This window comes from Cohnella terricola (assembly GCF_007786475.1).
GTDB classification, from domain to species: domain Bacteria; phylum Bacillota; class Bacilli; order Paenibacillales; family Paenibacillaceae; genus Cohnella; species Cohnella terricola.
The window spans coordinates 180,238-196,446 of sequence record NZ_VNJJ01000002.1; the positions used below are offsets into that span (position 1 = coordinate 180,238).

The 16,209-nt window shown below is 48.5% G+C and carries 13 protein-coding genes; 3 read left to right on the forward strand and 10 right to left on the reverse strand.

The genetic code is table 11. From position 1 onward, the window contains the following. Positions 1–34 precede the first annotated feature (34 nt). The 3 genes from FPZ45_RS04065 to FPZ45_RS04075 form a co-directional block, all read right to left on the reverse strand. A complete protein-coding gene (locus FPZ45_RS04065; protein ID WP_144698702.1) occupies positions 35–1,642 on the reverse strand; it encodes an extracellular solute-binding protein in 1,608 nt (535 codons plus the stop codon). Between the two features lie 135 nt (positions 1,643–1,777). Continuing rightward, the gene (locus FPZ45_RS04070) at positions 1,778–2,647 is read right to left on the reverse strand and encodes a carbohydrate ABC transporter permease (protein WP_222430759.1); all 870 of its coding nucleotides are present in this window, start codon (positions 2,645–2,647) and stop codon (positions 1,778–1,780) included. 17 nt (positions 2,648–2,664) lie between these two features. Next, a complete protein-coding gene (locus FPZ45_RS04075; protein WP_144698704.1) occupies positions 2,665–3,621 on the reverse strand; it encodes an ABC transporter permease in 957 nt (318 codons plus the stop codon). 244 nt (positions 3,622–3,865) lie between these two features. On the opposite strand from FPZ45_RS04075, the gene FPZ45_RS04080 reads away from it, so the two are divergent. After that, entirely contained in the window at positions 3,866–5,113 is a 1,248-nt protein-coding gene (locus tag FPZ45_RS04080; RefSeq protein WP_144698706.1) for a M20 metallopeptidase family protein, read from the forward strand. Here the strand turns inward: FPZ45_RS04080 and FPZ45_RS04085 are convergent. Beyond that, complete coding sequence (locus FPZ45_RS04085) at positions 5,110–5,772, reverse strand: SDR family NAD(P)-dependent oxidoreductase (RefSeq protein ID WP_246120312.1); 663 nt, start codon at positions 5,770–5,772, stop codon at positions 5,110–5,112. The two genes, FPZ45_RS04080 and FPZ45_RS04085, sit on opposite strands and share 4 nt — an antisense overlap. A 98-nt stretch (positions 5,773–5,870) precedes the next feature. On the opposite strand from FPZ45_RS04085, the gene FPZ45_RS04090 reads away from it, so the two are divergent. Then, a complete protein-coding gene (locus FPZ45_RS04090) occupies positions 5,871–6,788 on the forward strand; it encodes an AraC family transcriptional regulator (RefSeq protein ID WP_246120313.1) in 918 nt (305 codons plus the stop codon). A gap of 58 nt (positions 6,789–6,846) precedes the next feature. On the opposite strand, the gene FPZ45_RS04095 is transcribed toward FPZ45_RS04090, so the two are convergent. The 6 genes from FPZ45_RS04095 to FPZ45_RS04120 form a co-directional block, all read right to left on the reverse strand. Beyond that, entirely contained in the window at positions 6,847–7,815 is a 969-nt protein-coding gene (locus FPZ45_RS04095) for an aldo/keto reductase (protein ID WP_144698710.1), read from the reverse strand. A 32-nt stretch (positions 7,816–7,847) separates the two neighbouring features. Next, on the reverse strand, positions 7,848–10,085 hold the full coding sequence (locus tag FPZ45_RS04100; protein WP_186438223.1) for an SfnB family sulfur acquisition oxidoreductase: 2,238 nt from the start codon (positions 10,083–10,085) through the stop codon (positions 7,848–7,850). 88 nt (positions 10,086–10,173) lie between these two features. Next, positions 10,174–11,403, reverse strand: a complete 1,230-nt coding sequence (locus tag FPZ45_RS04105; protein WP_144698714.1) for an acyl-CoA dehydrogenase family protein — start codon at positions 11,401–11,403, stop codon at positions 10,174–10,176. A gap of 136 nt (positions 11,404–11,539) precedes the next feature. After that, positions 11,540–12,517 carry a MetQ/NlpA family ABC transporter substrate-binding protein gene (locus FPZ45_RS04110; RefSeq protein ID WP_144698716.1) on the reverse strand — a complete coding sequence of 326 codons (978 nt, stop codon included), beginning with the start codon at positions 12,515–12,517 and terminating at the stop codon, positions 11,540–11,542. Positions 12,518–12,571: 54 nt separating this feature from the next. Beyond that, positions 12,572–13,234 (reverse strand): methionine ABC transporter permease, encoded by a 663-nt coding sequence (locus FPZ45_RS04115; RefSeq protein WP_144698718.1) that lies wholly within the window; start codon positions 13,232–13,234, stop codon positions 12,572–12,574. Then, positions 13,224–14,249 (reverse strand): methionine ABC transporter ATP-binding protein, encoded by a 1,026-nt coding sequence (locus FPZ45_RS04120; RefSeq protein ID WP_246120314.1) that lies wholly within the window; start codon positions 14,247–14,249, stop codon positions 13,224–13,226. Before FPZ45_RS04120 ends, FPZ45_RS04115 begins: the two co-directional genes overlap by 11 nt. A gap of 345 nt (positions 14,250–14,594) precedes the next feature. Here FPZ45_RS04120 and FPZ45_RS04125 point away from each other — a divergent pair, with 345 nt between their 5' ends. Continuing rightward, positions 14,595–15,965, forward strand: a complete 1,371-nt coding sequence (locus FPZ45_RS04125) for an LLM class flavin-dependent oxidoreductase (protein WP_144698722.1) — start codon at positions 14,595–14,597, stop codon at positions 15,963–15,965. Positions 15,966–16,209: the final 244 nt, after the last annotated feature.

Genomic DNA, 16,209 nt, shown 5'->3' on the forward strand with positions numbered 1-16,209 from the left:
TCCGTCAACGGCCTATATGAATGTACAATTTTTATTATTTATTCGCTTGCATAGCTTCGTATATCTTCACGTTTTCATCCATAACGGCCTTCCCGCCTGCTGCCATAAACTCTGTAACCATCTTATCATACAAATTGTCGAATTCGGATGGCTTGCAGGAAATGAGCTTATCCGTCATTTGCTTGTTCATATCCTCAAGCGTTTTGCCAAACTTAATTTTGGACTCATTTGGCGTATCGAAGTAGTAGAGTGTGTAAGTGTCCGTAGTATTGATTTTGTACGATTGTTCTGCAACCTCTTCCAATCCCGGAGCCGATGCAGCTAAAGCTTTAATATTCTTCACAGGGTCGCCAAGCGACACGCCGTTTACAACCAAGGTATAATCCAGATTCATATAGCTGGTTTGCATATTGTCCCCTGTTTGGTTGATCACCTGAGGAATGCCGTTAACCACGTTGTGATTAACCCCTTCTTCCCCGTATTGCAGGAAGTATAATACTTCAGGGCTGGACATCCAGTCTAGATATTTAATGGCCAATTCCGCATTTTTACTGCTTTTAGGGATGATGACATTTATTCCGTTTTCGTTGTACGCGATTTTCTTATACTTACCCTCGTAATTTGTAAATGTGTCAATCGGAACATAGTTTGCTTCGGGCACATTCGCTTTTAAGGGCTCGCTGATTTTTTGCCTTAACGGATAGTCCCAGTTGGCACTGAAGAATCCGACTTTACCGTTTGTAACGTCGGCATCCACTTGCTGCGCTGTTTTATCCAGAGCAAAATCGGGGCTGATTAATTTCTCATTATAGAGCTTGTTGAGAAACTTAAGCGCTTCCTTGTTTCCAGGTTTTTGCCAACCCCAACTCTCAGCTGCTACGAATTCTTTCTCAGGTTGCTCCTCCCAGAATGACTCGGGTAAGTTTCCGGTGTTGTAGTTCATACCGGTTGTTGCCAATCCCCAAGGGATAACCCCATCGACGCCTCCGGGATTTTTATCTCTGAATGCAACTAAAGTATTATATAATTCATCGCGGGTAGTCGGGAGAGGCAACCCCAATTTATCGAGCCAATCCTTTCTGATAAACATGCCATTCCAAGCCAGCGAAGTTCTCTTCGCGGGTATGGCCATCTGTTTCCCGTTATACTTGCCATACGAAAGAACTTTCTCCCCTAGAAAATTCTTTAAGTCCTTACCGTGCTCCGCCAACAAATCATCCAATTGCATAATACCGTTCATTTTAGCGTATCTGTGTACGGTGTTGACGTCATAGGTAAATGAGATATCCGGCGCCTCGCCTGCCGCCATCAATACATTAAGCTTATCCACTTCCTGAGATCTCGGGACCGGAACGAATTTCACAATTGCATTGTTCTGCTTTCCGAAATTGTCATTGATATATCTTGTCCATGTATTGTTGTTCATGTCCGGCTGTCCCTGAATGCCTCTGTCGAATATTTCAACTGTTAGCGTAACCGGCGGACCTGAAGGCTTCTCCTCTTTCGCTGGCGTAGACGTTGAGGTTGAGGTTGAAGATGACGTGGGCTGGCTTTCTTTTGCATTATTGCTTCCGCATGCTGCCAATGAACTTGTTAGTAACGTCAGAGCTGACAATACAACCAACATTTTTTTAATTTTCATATTAACCCTTCCTTCATCGATTAGTCACTTTGAAACCCCACTGCAATTCGCGTTAGCCTCACCGAAGTCGAGGCGCTTCTTTCCCTGCCGCTGCCTGATTTACAGAATATCAACCCCCTTCAAGCCAGTAAATGATCACCCTTTAATTGCCCCCGTCATGACACCGTCAACAAAATATTTTTGAAGTTTAGGGTAAATCAGCAATATAGGGATTGTTGCAAACATTACGCTTGCTGCCTTCAATGACTCAGGAACAATATAAGCCCCCATACTTCCTTCGCCTTGCTGGGAATCTAACTGCTGATTTGCCGTTATGATTTGGTACAGTTTTAATTGCATGGGATACAAGTTCTTATCGGTGATATAAAAAAGCGCATCCTGGAAACCATTCCATCTATCAACCGCGTAAAAGAGGCTTAAAGTTGCTATGGCAGGCAAAGATAACGGAAGAACAATGCGAAAAAGTATCCCTAGATCATTGCAGCCATCTATAGCTGCCGACTCTTCCAAGCTTTCCGGAAGCTCTGAAAAAAAGGTTTTTAGGATGATCATATTGAATACGCTCATAGCACCGGGCAAAATTAACCCCATCATGGTATTTGTCAATGCCAGTTCCTTTACCAGCATGTAGCTCGGTATTAAACCTCCGCTAAAATACATGGTAAACACCATAATGGATAAGATCGTGTTTCTTCCTTTTAATCTTTTCTTTGTAAGCGGATATGCCGCACATATCGTTAAAAACATACAAGCGAATGTAAATAGAATGGTAAGCACAATCGTGTAGCCTAGTGTATAAATCATCTCCATATCGTTTAAGATCGTTTTATAGGTTTCGATTGTGAATTCGACCGGCCAAAGTGTAACCTTCTGAGAGATAATCGCATTATTCGAGCTTAGGGAAAGCGCAATCATATATAAGAATGGAACCAGACAAGTAATCGCTACGCCAGTAAGAATTAGGATAATCACGATATCAGCAACATTCGTTTTTCTTTTTCTGATCAACAGTCTCGCCCTCCTTACCAAATTCCTTGCTCGCCAATTTTTTTAGCTATATAATTTGCCGTTACCAAAAATACTAATCCTACGACAGACTGAAACAGTCCAACTGCCGTTGCCTGCGAAAAATCGCCAGACCCGATCCCTACACGGTATACAAATGTACTAATGACATCGGAGTTTTCGATTACTAGTGAGTTCCCCATAACGTAGGGTCGATCAAACCCGATCGAGAGCATCTTTCCTATTTGTAAGATAAGCAAAATAATAATTGTAGGCTTAATTCCTGGCAAAGTAATATGCCATATTTTACGAAGTCTGCTGCTCCCATCAATGTCCGCTGCCTCGTATAGCTCCCTATTGATTCCGGTTATTGCCGCTAAATATAGGATGGTGCCCCATCCTGCATTTTGCCAAATCCCAACAAGGACATACATGATCAGCCAGTTCGTTTTATCAGAGAGAAACTCAATTTTGCCTAAACCAAGATCGTTTAGAACGGTATTCACCATGCCATTCGCGGAAAATAGCAGAAATACCATCCCTCCGATAATGATCCAGGACAAAAAGTGCGGCAAGTACAGAACAGCTTGGGTTATTTTTTTAAATCTCTTAAATTGGATTTCATACAGCAAAATGGCCAGTATGATGGGTGCCGGGAAACCCGCTATTAAATCCAGAAAGTTCAAAACAAGTGTATTCGTCAGAGCTCGGTAAAAACTATTTTGTTCAAAAATGAATTTGAAGACATCAAGCCCCACCCATTCGCTGCCGCTGATTCCTTGAAAGATGTTGTAATCCTGAAACGCCATTAAAATTCCATAGATTGGAGCATATTTAAATATGAACATATACGCCATTGGCAGCAGTAAGAGTAAATATAGCAGATAATCTCTCTTTATCGCTTGTATGAAATTGTTCTTTCGGGTTTTTCTGTTGATTGTGGCATTTGCTTCGATGTCTAAAACCGCTTTCATTTTTATCATCCCTCTTTTGCGTAAGTTCTAACTCAACACCTGTCTGTAGAAATGTTGGCGCTGCAGCTCTGAGCGGCGATGTCATGTCATTAATGATACTCTCAACCGAAATTAATAAAATGGAATTAATTAAATGAATTTTGTACTATTTTTAATTTCATTGACTAATTAATCCTATGGGATTAGTATAAATTATACAGTGGCGAAGGATGAAATAAATGACAACAGAAAGGTGAGATTATCTATGACAGAGTCACTTATTGTTCGCTGGCATCAAGAGGTTGAGGACAAGCTTGAGGATCGTATTGTCGGCTGGCGCAGATATTTGCATCGGCATCCCGAGCTGTCGTTCGAGGAGAAGCAGACGGCCGCTTTTATAGCAGCCGAGCTGGAGAAGCTTGAACTGGAAGTGCGCACAGGCGTAGGCGGCGGGGGTGTGCTGGGCGTGCTACGGGGCAGTCATCCGGGCGCGACGATCGCGCTAAGAGCCGATTTCGACGCGTTGCCGATCCAGGACGAAAAGCAGACCGAATACGCATCGACCGTTCCCGGCGTTATGCACGCGTGCGGGCATGACGGACATACCGCATCACTGCTAGGGGTCGCGTCGCTGCTAAGCGAACAGCGGGAGCAACTGCACGGTACGGTCGTATTTCTGTTCCAGCATGCGGAAGAGAAGACCCCGGGAGGCGCTCAGGCCATGATTGCCGACGGCTGTCTTCATGACGTGGATGCCGTGTTCGGCATTCATCTTTCCACTGAGCTGCCAGTCGGTCAAATCGGGTTTTGCAGCGGAAGCTTCATGGCTGCCGCTGACGCCTTCACGATCCAAGTCGAGGGAAGAGGCGGGCATGCAGCCCGTCCTCACGAAACGGTCGATTCGATTGCAATTGCCTGCAGCCTGGTCGGACAGCTGCAGCACATCGTCAGCCGTAGAGTTGATCCGATGCAGCCTGCCGTTGTCAGCATCGGTAAAATTCAAGGCGGCACTGCGTTTAATGTTATCGCGGAAAAGACGCTGCTGGAGGGTACGGTCCGCACCTTCGATCCCGAGGCCAGAGACCTCATCGAGCAGGAGCTCCGGGGCATTGCCGACGGAGTGGCGCGCGCCTCGCACGCGTCCATTCACATCGACTATCTGCGCGGCTATCCCACGCTAGTCAATCACGACAAGGAAACCTCGATTGTGCGCGAGGCTATCGCCGATACAATGCCCGATGCCATCATTAAAGAACTGGAAAGGCGAATGGGTGCTGAGGACTTTGCCTACTATTTGCAGCATAAACCGGGCAGTTTCTTCTATGTCGGCGCGCGCGGAGCGGACGAGAGAACCCATTATCCGCACCACCACCCCCGCTTCGACATTGATGAACGCGCGCTCGTGCTGTCGGCAAAAGCTTTTTTGAGTATTGTGGGTCAATACCTGACAAAGCCGGTCGGGACAGAATTCATCACGACCGGCTTGCATTCACTGCCGCAACAGTCGATTTAAGAGGGCTGTCTAAATAAGATTTCATGCTCCTTGCGTTCGACATGCAGCTTCCAATAAGCATCCGCGATGACCGCCGGATCGTAATACGTATTCGGCTTTACGCTTCCGGCGATCGTCACCGTGCCGACGAAAATTCCCTTAGGCTTAAGCTCCTCGCTCAGCGTGAGCGCATAATTGCGTACGGCCGCCTTGCCGATGGACAGCGCAGAGTAACTCGCAGCAGGAAACAAAGAGAGGCCGCCGCCCGTAATTAAGATCGTTCCGGATTGCTTCTCCAGCAAATCCGGCAGCACTTGACGGACGCTCTCCACCGCTCCGATCACATCGACCTGAAGGTGCCGGGTGAGCGTTTCGTTCGTTAAGGAAGACGGTTGGAGCGCCTCGATGATCGCAGCGTTGTAGATCAACAGTTCCGGCGAGCCATACTGCTCTTTGATCGTTTGAAAGCCTGATTCAATAGAAGCCGGGCTGCCCGCATCAACTATGGTATAATCTGCTGTAATCCCTTCATTTCGCAGCTGCGACACGAATTGCTCCAATGCCGTCTCACTGCGTGCCGCCAATACGACATGAAAGCCATTTTGACCGAATTTACGGGCAACATGCAGGCTGACACCCGGCCCCGCTCCAACGATTACCGCCACTTTTTTGCTCATCATTCATCCTCCTATAGATGATCTATTGTATTCCTATGCATTTACTTGGATTATACGCCAAATAAATGAAAAAAGGTAGTCAGAGGAGACTGTCGACATTGATGGAATCAAAAGAATCACTTGCTGCAGAAACAGCTCGCTTAGCTAGCCTTATCAGCACCCACGCCCCATATGATGGAACTTTCGGGAAACGCATCCCTAGCCTGTCCGTCAGTCGTTATTCGCAAGTCAATGAAAACTCTGTAAACTCATTCGACTTGCCCTCCATGTTAATCGTTGCTCAAGGTGCTAAGACTGTGACCGTTGGGCAAGAGGTCTATCGATTCCATCAATCGCAAATCCTGATGCTTCCCGTTGCCCTTCCTATTGCTTTGAAGGTCACTCAAGCTAGCCATCGTGAGCCTTATCTAAGCGTGAAATTGGTTCTAGACCCGCATAAAATTGCTGAATTAGCCCTCCGAGTATATCCAAAGGGCGTGCCAGCCGTAACGAAATGGAGCGCAGGTATTATTCTGGATGCCGACGTAGGGATGATTAGCACTGCATCAAGACTGTTGAATTGTTTGACGAATACCAGTGATGCAGAATTGCTTGGCCCCCTTGCGATGGATGAAATTTTAATCCGAGTTCTGCGCAGCCCTATTGGAGCTCGCATCGCCGAACTTGGTTTTCCAGGATCGGAAGCCAATCGAGTAACGAGAGCGATTACTTGGCTTCGTGATCATTACTCCGATCAAATAAAGGTTGCTGAATTGGCTGATATGGTACACATGAGTGAATCCACTTTTCGAGTGCACTTCAAATCCATTACTTCAATGAGTCCTTTACAATACCAAAAAGCACTTCGCCTGCATGAAGCAAGACGGCTAATGCTCTCCGAAATCATGGATGCGACAACGGCGTGCTATCAAGTAGGTTATGTTAGCCCCTCTCAATTTAGTCGAGATTACAGCCGCTTTTTTGGAAGTCCACCACGCAGAGACGTTATCGGGTTACGTCAACAAGTAACGAGTGGTTAATGACTATTCAAAGATCTAAAAAGAGAACGCCGCAATAAGGGCGTTCTCTCGAACACAGCTATGCTTCCTCGCTGCGGTCTGTGGCTAGCGGCGGGTCGATCGACAACGCCGTGATCTCGTTTCTCCACTCATCCGTGAAATCCAGATCTACTGCCGCAAGAGACGGCTCCAGTTGCTCTACATTGCGGGCGCCGATAATCGGTGAAGTAATCGCCGGGTGGCTAAGCACCCAAGCTACCGCTAAGGTGGCTGGATGAATGCCATGCTCGCGGGAATATGCGGCGAATCTGTCCGCAATATCGTAATAGACATGGCTCTCATAGCGTTTCGTATAGTTGCTCTGTTCCACCAGCCTGCCGGAATCAGGCCTCTTGCCGATTCCGTATTTACCGGTCAGCAATCCCCCGCCGAGCGGACTGTAGCTAATAACCCCGAGCTTCTCCGATTCGGCCAGCGGCAGAAGCTCAACCTCGGCTTGGCGCTTAACGAGGTTGTACATGGGTTGAATCAGCTCGAAGCCGGCTAGGCTTTCTCTCGCCGAGATGCCAAGCGCCTTGGCGATCTGCCAAGCTGCCCAATTGCTCACGGCGGGATATAATATTTTTCCTTGCCGACGCAGATCATCCAATGCGCGTACTGTCTCCTCGATCGACGTTAGCGAATCGAAACGATGAATAAAATAGAATTCGATACGATCCGTTTTAAGCCGTTTCAAACTCTTCTCCACCGACTGAAACAAGTGTCTGCGCGAGGCACCTCGTGCGTTAGGATCGGTTCCGAATTGAAACCCGGCCTTCGAGGTAATGACCAATTCGTCCCGTTTGCCCGCGATAAGTTCGCCCAGAATTTCTTCTGCCACCCCGCCGCTGTAAACGTCGGCGCTATCGAAAAAGTTAATGCCTTTGTCCAAGCATCGATGAAACAATTGTTTGGACGTCTCCTTGTCGGCGTTGCCGCCGAACGACATCGTCCCGAAACAGAGCTCTGACACCTGAATGCCCGTTTTTCCAACCGTTTTATACTTCAAGTTCCGCTTGCCTCCATTGTCGACTATTTCCGCTAAATTTTGAATTCATGATAAACGCCGTTGAGGAACCACTTGCCTACGTTATGAAGCTTGAGGCGAGCCGGATCGTGCAGCGTATGGATGCGGACGTTACGCCAATGACGGTCGTAGTTGTACTTGCGATCCATCGAGGATGTGCCCGCGACTTCGAATAGGGCGTTCGTAATTTCGATCGCGGTCTCCGTAACGAGCCATTTCGCCGAATCCACCGTCAATGCGGCTTGTCCTGCCGTCTCCGCGTTCAGATCCTTCTTCGCTGCATCGATGGCGTCCGCGGCTCGATCTAGCAATGCTTCCGCTGCTTGCAAGCGAATGCCGAGCTCTCCGAACCGGCGGATCAGATCTGGCTCCTCCGACGCGCTGGTCGCCCCGCTGCCGTAAGCAGGACGCGTGCGCTCTCGGACGAACAACGCCGCATCCTCCAAAGCAGCCTTAGCGATACCGATGTCAACCGCCGCATGCATGATTTGACCAAATGCCGAGAAATACTGCGGTCCCTCGAAAATTTTCCAATGTTGGAATAGATCGCGTTCCGGCACTTTTACTTCCCGGAGCACGACGCTGCCACTAGCCGTCGTACGCTGGCCGATGCCAGACCAATCGTCCAGCACGGTTACGCCCGAAGCATGTCTCGGTACGAAAGCGGTCAATCGCTTCTCATCTTCATCCAGTGCAGTGACGGGAATCCAATGGGAATAAAGCGCCCCGGTCGAATAATATTTGCTGCCGGAAAGTTCATAACCTTCCTCGCCACCCGATTTCCTAATCGAGGTCAATATTCGTTTTTCGCCTTTGTTGCCGCTTCGCTCAGCCAAAGCATTGCCGAATTGAGCACCCTTCAGCACCTCACTGAAGAAAAAGCTTTTCTGTTCCTCGCTGCCGATAAGCTCGATTGACTTTAAAAAGAAATGATGGTTTTGCGGTATTTGACCAATCGATCCGTCGGCGTGCGAGATGATCTTGAAGATTTCCACAAGTGTGCGGGTACTCACGTCTGGCCCGCCGTACGCCTTCGGCACAACCAGTCCAAGTAAGCCAAGCTCTGCGAGTCGCTTCATTTCCCAGAGCGGTAGCTTGCGCCGACGATCCCGCTCCGAAGCACCCGGTCGAATCTCCTCAGCGAAAGTTCGTGCCGCCTCAAGCGCATCCTCGTCCCCAGTAAGTATCCGAGCTGGTTGACGATCTGTAAAGAACGAGTCCGGCAGATCACTCTCCGCATATTGGGAGATCGGCTCGTTCTGGGGAATCTCGATCTGCCCACCGTCCAAGAGCGATTGCGCCCTCTGAATGATTGCTTGGTCCAGCGCATCGTCCAATGAAACATTCTGTTTCAGCAAATCGAGCGACTGCAGCTCCTTCTGGAGGTGGACGAGACGGTTCCAATTGTCATCTGTGACGGCTGTCCCGAATTGTTTGTACAGGTGCTCCGAAAAGACAGACTCAACGGCTTCTTCGGGCAAACCGAATTGTTTGGCTGCGAACCTGTGCGCTTCGCCGTGGTTCTCCGAAGCCCAATTGGAAGCAAGGAAGAGATGGGCTAGAATGCGTTCCACCCATTCTGGATGTTCTACAATCAAGCCTGAGGAAGCTGTCAACACCGCCACGGCGGGATTATAGGAAATGTAATCCTCCAGTTCTCGAACGCCGAGCAACTGACGAGTCTGCTCAGTGAGAGCGTTGCTTGCGTAGACGGCATCCACCTTTCCGAGCAGCAGAGCTTGCAATTCCCGCCTCCCGGCATTTAAATCGTCCACTCCCTCAGTGTGATGGAGTTCTAACCAATTCAGTCTATCCGACGAGATCCCGGTCCGCATAAGCGCGGCATCCAGATTCTTTTTCGCTTCGCGAATGCGGATAACTTCATCGGGATTGCCGCTATAGGTGATATTCAGTTTAGTATTCTTCAAATCCGCCACGGTCCGAAAAGGCGATTCCGAACGTATGAGTATCGACTCTCGCCGATACTGAAGCGTAAGTCCGACGATGCGAATATCTTCCCCAGAAGATAAACGCCGCAGCACCCGCGCTGGACTCTCGAATTGAAGCGTATAATCAGCCGCAGTGCTTGTGCTAAACCTCAAACCGCTGCTTCCATAGGCACTGGCATATCGAATCGCCGGGATGCCTCTCCGCCGAAGATCGAGCGGCAACTCCCCAAGTTCGTAGGCAAGTCCAATTACGTCAGCAACTTCCGGCTCCACCACAGGCGGAGCTTCTATTTTAATCGACATACCTTTCCTCCTTTTTAGGTTGATCGAAATATACCTTGTATTGGAAAGGGCTGCTATTCGCATTTTCTCCAGTTAAATGGTCAAGACATTAATTGTTTGCAATTCCGGTCTGCCAGCCGATAGGTGGGCGAGTTCCATTAACCGTGTAGTCGCCCACGATTCTCTCTTTGTAGATCAGAGGGTTGTGTGAAGTGATCGTCCGGGCGTTGCGCCAATAACGATCCAGCCCTTTCGCTCGGGCGGTGGCCGAGGCGCCGAGCGCATCGAAGATGGAAGAAACGGCTTCCAGCGTTAGTCTGGCAACGACCGTCTGTGCTTGTGCCACTTCGATATCGGCCTCGTCTTTTATCTTATCCGCATACTCGGCATCGGCGGTCGCCTCGATGTCGTACACTCTCTGCAAGGCTTGTGCAGCCTTCAATACGATCGCTCCCGCGGCATACGCTTGGCTATGCACACGCCCAACAACCTGAAGCACTTGCGGATCCTCGGCAGAAGTGTTGGCTGCCGCATGCGAGAACGTTCTCCGGCGTTCCTTAACCGCCGCCGAGACATCCCTCGCAGCCGCCCTGGCAATACCCGCCAATGTCGCGAGATGAACCATCTGGACGAATGCCGTGCCATATTTCGGATACGATTCGCGTTTCAACACTTCGTCCTTGTCCACTGGCGTATCTGCAAACGTCGTCGTACCGCTAGCCGTAAGCGTCTGGCCGAATCCTGCCCAATCGTCCACAATGTCGATCCCTTTCGCCGTCACCGGTACGATCGCCGTCACAAATTCGTCTTCTTCGTCAGTTGCTCCCACGACGATCCAATCCGCATAGATCGTGCCCGTCGAATAATACTTCACTCCGTTTAGCCTCAAGTGTCCCTCACTCTTGGACAATTTCGTAGCGTAGCTCCCAACCTTCGACTCTCCGGTCTCCGTCTGAGCGTTGCCAATGAGAGCCCCCTCCGCCAACCGCTTCAGCCATCTATCCCGCTGCTCGCCTTCCGGCAAGCCCAAGATTCTCTCCGTGAAACCGAAATGAATTCGCATCGCCTGCGGCAGATTTGAATCCGCCTCCGCCAATTCGATCAGCAGGTTGAAAAATTCGGGAAGCGTTGCACCGAACCCGCCCTTTTCCTGGGGAATCCGTAAGGCTCCGAAGCCGATTTCCTTTAACCATCCGATTTCTTCGTATAGCAGTTTACGGTTTAAGTCTCTCTGAACGGAGCCTTCCCGAATTCGATGAAAAGTCTGTCTAAATCGATCTGCAAGCTGATCGTAGCTGTCCGAAGGATCGCTACCCCATACGCCTTTTGTGTCTCCCATCCTGCTCCTCCTTGTTGATTTCACAACTCAAGTGTTCGCCTTCCGATACGCTCAACGGACTCTTAACGACTGCTCCCCGGTAAAATTACCGGTAAGCAGCCGTAGGAGTCCCTAAGAATCGGTGCAGATCTTTTAATTACTTCGCTTTTTCCGCTTTAATATTTTCGATCAATTGATCTAACGTTTGTTGGAGCTGCTCGACCGGGATGTTCGTAACGAAGCTGGCTCCGTTCGTATCCTTTAATACGGCTTCTTCGATATCCGGCTGCTGATAGAGTTTAGCAAGCTCCAGGTAGGTAGCGTTATTAACGTCTGCCCTGCGAACGGCGAAGACATTGACATAAGGTCTTGTCGACTCGGCTTTAGGATCATCATGGAAAATAGCATCCGCTAGCTTCAGACCTGCTTGCCCCGCAATACCACCGTTAATAATCGATGCTGCAACATCCGGCAGAACACGAGGAGTTTGTTGGGCTACGACTGGAACGATTTTAATTTTGTGCGGGTTCTCGACGATGTCGTCAGGAGTAGCAAACAAACCTGGGTTATCCTTCAGCTTGATCAGACCTGCTTGTTGAAGCACAAGCAACCCGCGGCCTTGATTAGACGGATCGTCAGGAATGGCGATTTTGGAGCCTTCTGGAATCTCGTCAACCGTTTTGTATTTTTGGGAATACAGACCGAGCGGTGCGACAACGGTTGAACCGATCGGTACGATGTCCAGATTATGCTCCACATTAAATTTGCTTAGGAAAGCCAGATGCTGGAACGAGTTAATGTCGACTTCGTTATTCGCCAATGCCAAGTTAGGCAATGTGTAATCGGCAAACTCAATCAACTGGATATCGACATTCAGTTCCTTTTTCGCTTTTTCCTTAAACAGCGGCCATTGCGGGCCGTCTGATCCGGTTACGCCGATCTTGACCTTGATAGGTTCTTTAGGAGGTTCAGGAGACGGTGACGGAGAAGGTGATTCTACAGCGGCAGCGGATGCCGGCGCCGAGCTTTCCGGTGCAGCAGCTTGCTTGTTATTCCCGGAATTTTTGTTGCCGCAAGCGGTAACCACCAGAATTGCGAGAATGACTACTAAGCTAAGCCATAATTGTTTTTTCATTGAAATCCAGCTCCATTCGAATAGTTTTTTTTGTTTGGAAGACAAGGCCGCAGATTACCGGCGCAAAAACTTGCGCGAGATCCGATTGCCCAGGAACTGAGCAATCTGTACAAGAATAATAAGGATAACGATGGTGACTAGCATTACCGAGCTATCAAAGCGCTGATAGCCATATGTCATCGCTAGGTGGCCTAAACCACCTCCTCCAACCGTTCCTGCCATTGCCGAGAAATCGATAAGCGCAACGGTTATGAACGTTAAACCAAGTATGAGGGGGCCGAGCGCTTCTAGGACAAGTACGCCGAATACAATCTGGAACCAATTGGCTCCCATCGCTTTGGCCGCTTCGATAATGCCCGGATCGATAGAGACGAGGTTATTCTCAACCACTCTGGCAATAACGAATGAAGCCACGATAGCCATCGGGAAAACAGCTGCCCACGTTCCAATGGTTGTGCCGATGACAAATCGCGTTACGGGACTGATCGTCACTAGGAAAATAATGAATGGAATCGGGCGAATGATATTAATAAACAAATTTAATATCATAAAAATGATTCGGTTTTCCAGAATGTTTCCTTTGCGTGTAACAAACAGCAGAAGTCCAAGGATCAATCCGAACAAACTCGATACAACAAGGGTTACCAACACCATCGTTAAGGTTTGGCCGGTCGACTCTAAAAGTCGCGGCCCAAATGTACTCCAATCAACTTTCATGATCGATAACCTCCCTGAACTCGACGCTCTCTCCCAGTTCATTGATCACTTCGTTGATTTTGCCGTTCTCTGCGGTAAACTCTACGATGAGGCTGCCGAACAATTTGCCCTGTAACTCATTGATGCTGCCATAAATAATGTTAAAATCGACATCATATTTTTTCGTAGCCCTCGACAAGATTGGCTCGCTTGCTATGCCGTCTTTGTAGATGATTCTAAACAGCCTTCCTTTGTGGTCTCTCTTTAACTTTTCCAGTAATTTAGGGGAAAGCTTGTCGTTCTGTACGGAACCGATGAAGTTCTGGGTTGTTTGTTTCTGCGGATTGGCAAATAGATCGAATACGTTCCCCTCCTCGATGACTCTCCCCTGCTCCATAACCGCGACTCGGTCGCATATACTGCGAATGACGTGCATTTCATGAGTGATCAAGAGAATGGTGATGTTGTACTCCTCATTTACTTTTTTGAGCAGTTTGAGAATCTCATTCGTCGTTTCTGGATCAAGGGCAGAGGTTGCCTCATCACAGATGAGAATGTCCGGTGATGTCGCTAACGCTCTCGCGATGCCGACCCGCTGCTTTTGTCCTCCGGACAACTGCTCGGGATACTGATCGGCTTTGTCCTCTAATCCGACAAATCGAAGCAATTCTTCGACTCTTTGTTTGAGCTGATGCTTTGGATACCCCCCCAGCTTTAACGGATAGGCTACATTGCCGAATACGGTTCGGGAGTTGAATAGATTAAAGGTCTGAAAGATCATCCCGATTCGTCTGCGCAGATGACGAAGCTCCTTGGACGAGATTTCAGTAACGTCACGATCGTTAACCAGAATTCTGCCTTCCGTAGGCCGTTCCAGCAAATTCACGAGCCGAAGAAGCGTACTTTTCCCAGCTCCGCTATATCCAATTACGCCATAGATTTCTCCTTTCTCAACAGCTAAGGAGACATCTTCGACAGCGCGGATAGGTTTATTCTTGGGGCCGAATGTTTTGCCGACGGACTCAAATTTAATCAATACTGATCTCTCCTTTGCAGCGTGTAGCCTAATAAATGCGTCGCTTAAACTCATAAAACAGATAAAAATAGTCGGAAATGATGTTAAAAAAAGAACCCTCCCCCGTTTTCGGAAGAGGATTCGCTCACAGAACTAGCCCCCTCTGCTCCGAGAAACAGAGCCACTTGGAAGTGGAACACAGTTCTGATTGATCAGTCACCAGTCTACGAAATCACTTTAATTCCAACCATGCGATGTTGTCAATCATTTTTTTTCATGTGCAGAAATGAGCATTTTTACCTCTCTTGACACCTAAAAGGGGAAAATGATAGAGTATCGTCAATTTCAACGTTTAGGGGAATCGATATGAGTAAACAAATCCGTATGAACGCATTTGATATGACAAGTGCCATGCACAACTCGCATGGACTGTGGAAACACCCGCTCAATGTTCGAACGTCTAGGTACAAAGATTTGGATTATTGGACAGAGCTGGCTCAGTTGCTTGAGCGCGGAAAGTTCGATGCTATTTTTTTGGCGGATGTCATCGGGGTTTATGATGTCTACGGGCAGAATAAAGATGCCGCCATCCGTGATGCCGTGCAAGTTCCCCTCAATGATCCGGCCTTTGTTATCCCCGCCATGGCGCAAGCAACGAAACACTTGTCGTTTGCCCTAACTGTCAGTACAACATACGAGCATCCGTATGCCCACGCCCGAAGAATGAGCACATTGGATCACTTAACGAAAGGGCGATTAGCCTGGAATGTGGTGACATCCTATCTGCCAAGCGCCGCACGAAATTTCGGGCTTCAGGAGATGATGAAGCACGATGATCGTTACGAAATGGCCGACGAATTTCTTGAAGTCGTATATAAGCTATGGGAAGCAAGCTGGGAAGATCATGCGATCGTCCATGATGTAGAGAATCGAATGTTCACGGATCCTGCCAAAGTTCATGAGATCAATCATTCCGGGAAGTATTTCAAGGTACCAGGTCCCCATCTCAGTGAGCCTTCGCTTCAACGGACTCCTGTTATTTATCAAGCAGGCGGTTCCCAACGCGGAAGCGACTTCGCAGCTCGCCATGCGGAATGTATATTCGTCGGAGGACAGACCCCAGCGCAGACTAAGCAATACATTCAGGACATTAAGAACCGTGCAGAATCTCTCGGACGCAATCCGGATCATATTAAAGCTTTTACATTCCTGAACGTTGTTGTAGCGGAAACGACCGAGGAAGCTGAAGCGAAGTACGAGGAGTATGCAAGTCTGTGGAGCCCAGAAGCTGCCAAGGCGCAATACGGAGGATCTTCCGGATACGATCTTTCCCAATACTCCGATTTGGATGCCCCTTTTGAATACAAGCATACGGAACATGGGCAGTCTAGGGCGGCTTCCTTGACAAAAGACAATCCGAAGAAACTAACCGTGCGCGAGGTGCTGAACGGATTTGAACAGCCCGGACGCAAGATGTCGATTGTAGGTAATCCACAAGAAGTGGCGGATGGTATTCAAAGCTACTTTGAGGCATCTGGCGTGGACGGGTTTAACCTGGCACATATGATTACGCCTGGCAGTTTGATCGATTTCGTCGATCTGGTCGTACCGGAGCTTCAAAAACGAGGGGTGTACAAAACCGAGTACGCGCCGGGAACCTTCCGTGAAAAGCTATTTGGAGAAAACCAACGATTGCTTCCGACCGGTCACCCGGGTGCGAATTTTCGGAGAGGATAAAAAAGATTTATAATTAATTTCTCTAAGACAGTTGACGGCAAGAAAAATAACCGCTATTATTCTTACAAACCCTATCGAAAAAATCAGTTTTAATCGAGCTACCCATCAGACCACTGAAGGTATCCTATTCGAGCGAATTCGCTGCGTAAAGGGATATTTTTTATTTGGTGCATGAATCGCAAAAAAGGCTTCTCGCCAAATTCGAATCCGAATCTGCGAGAAGTCTATTTTATTGTGAATTTTA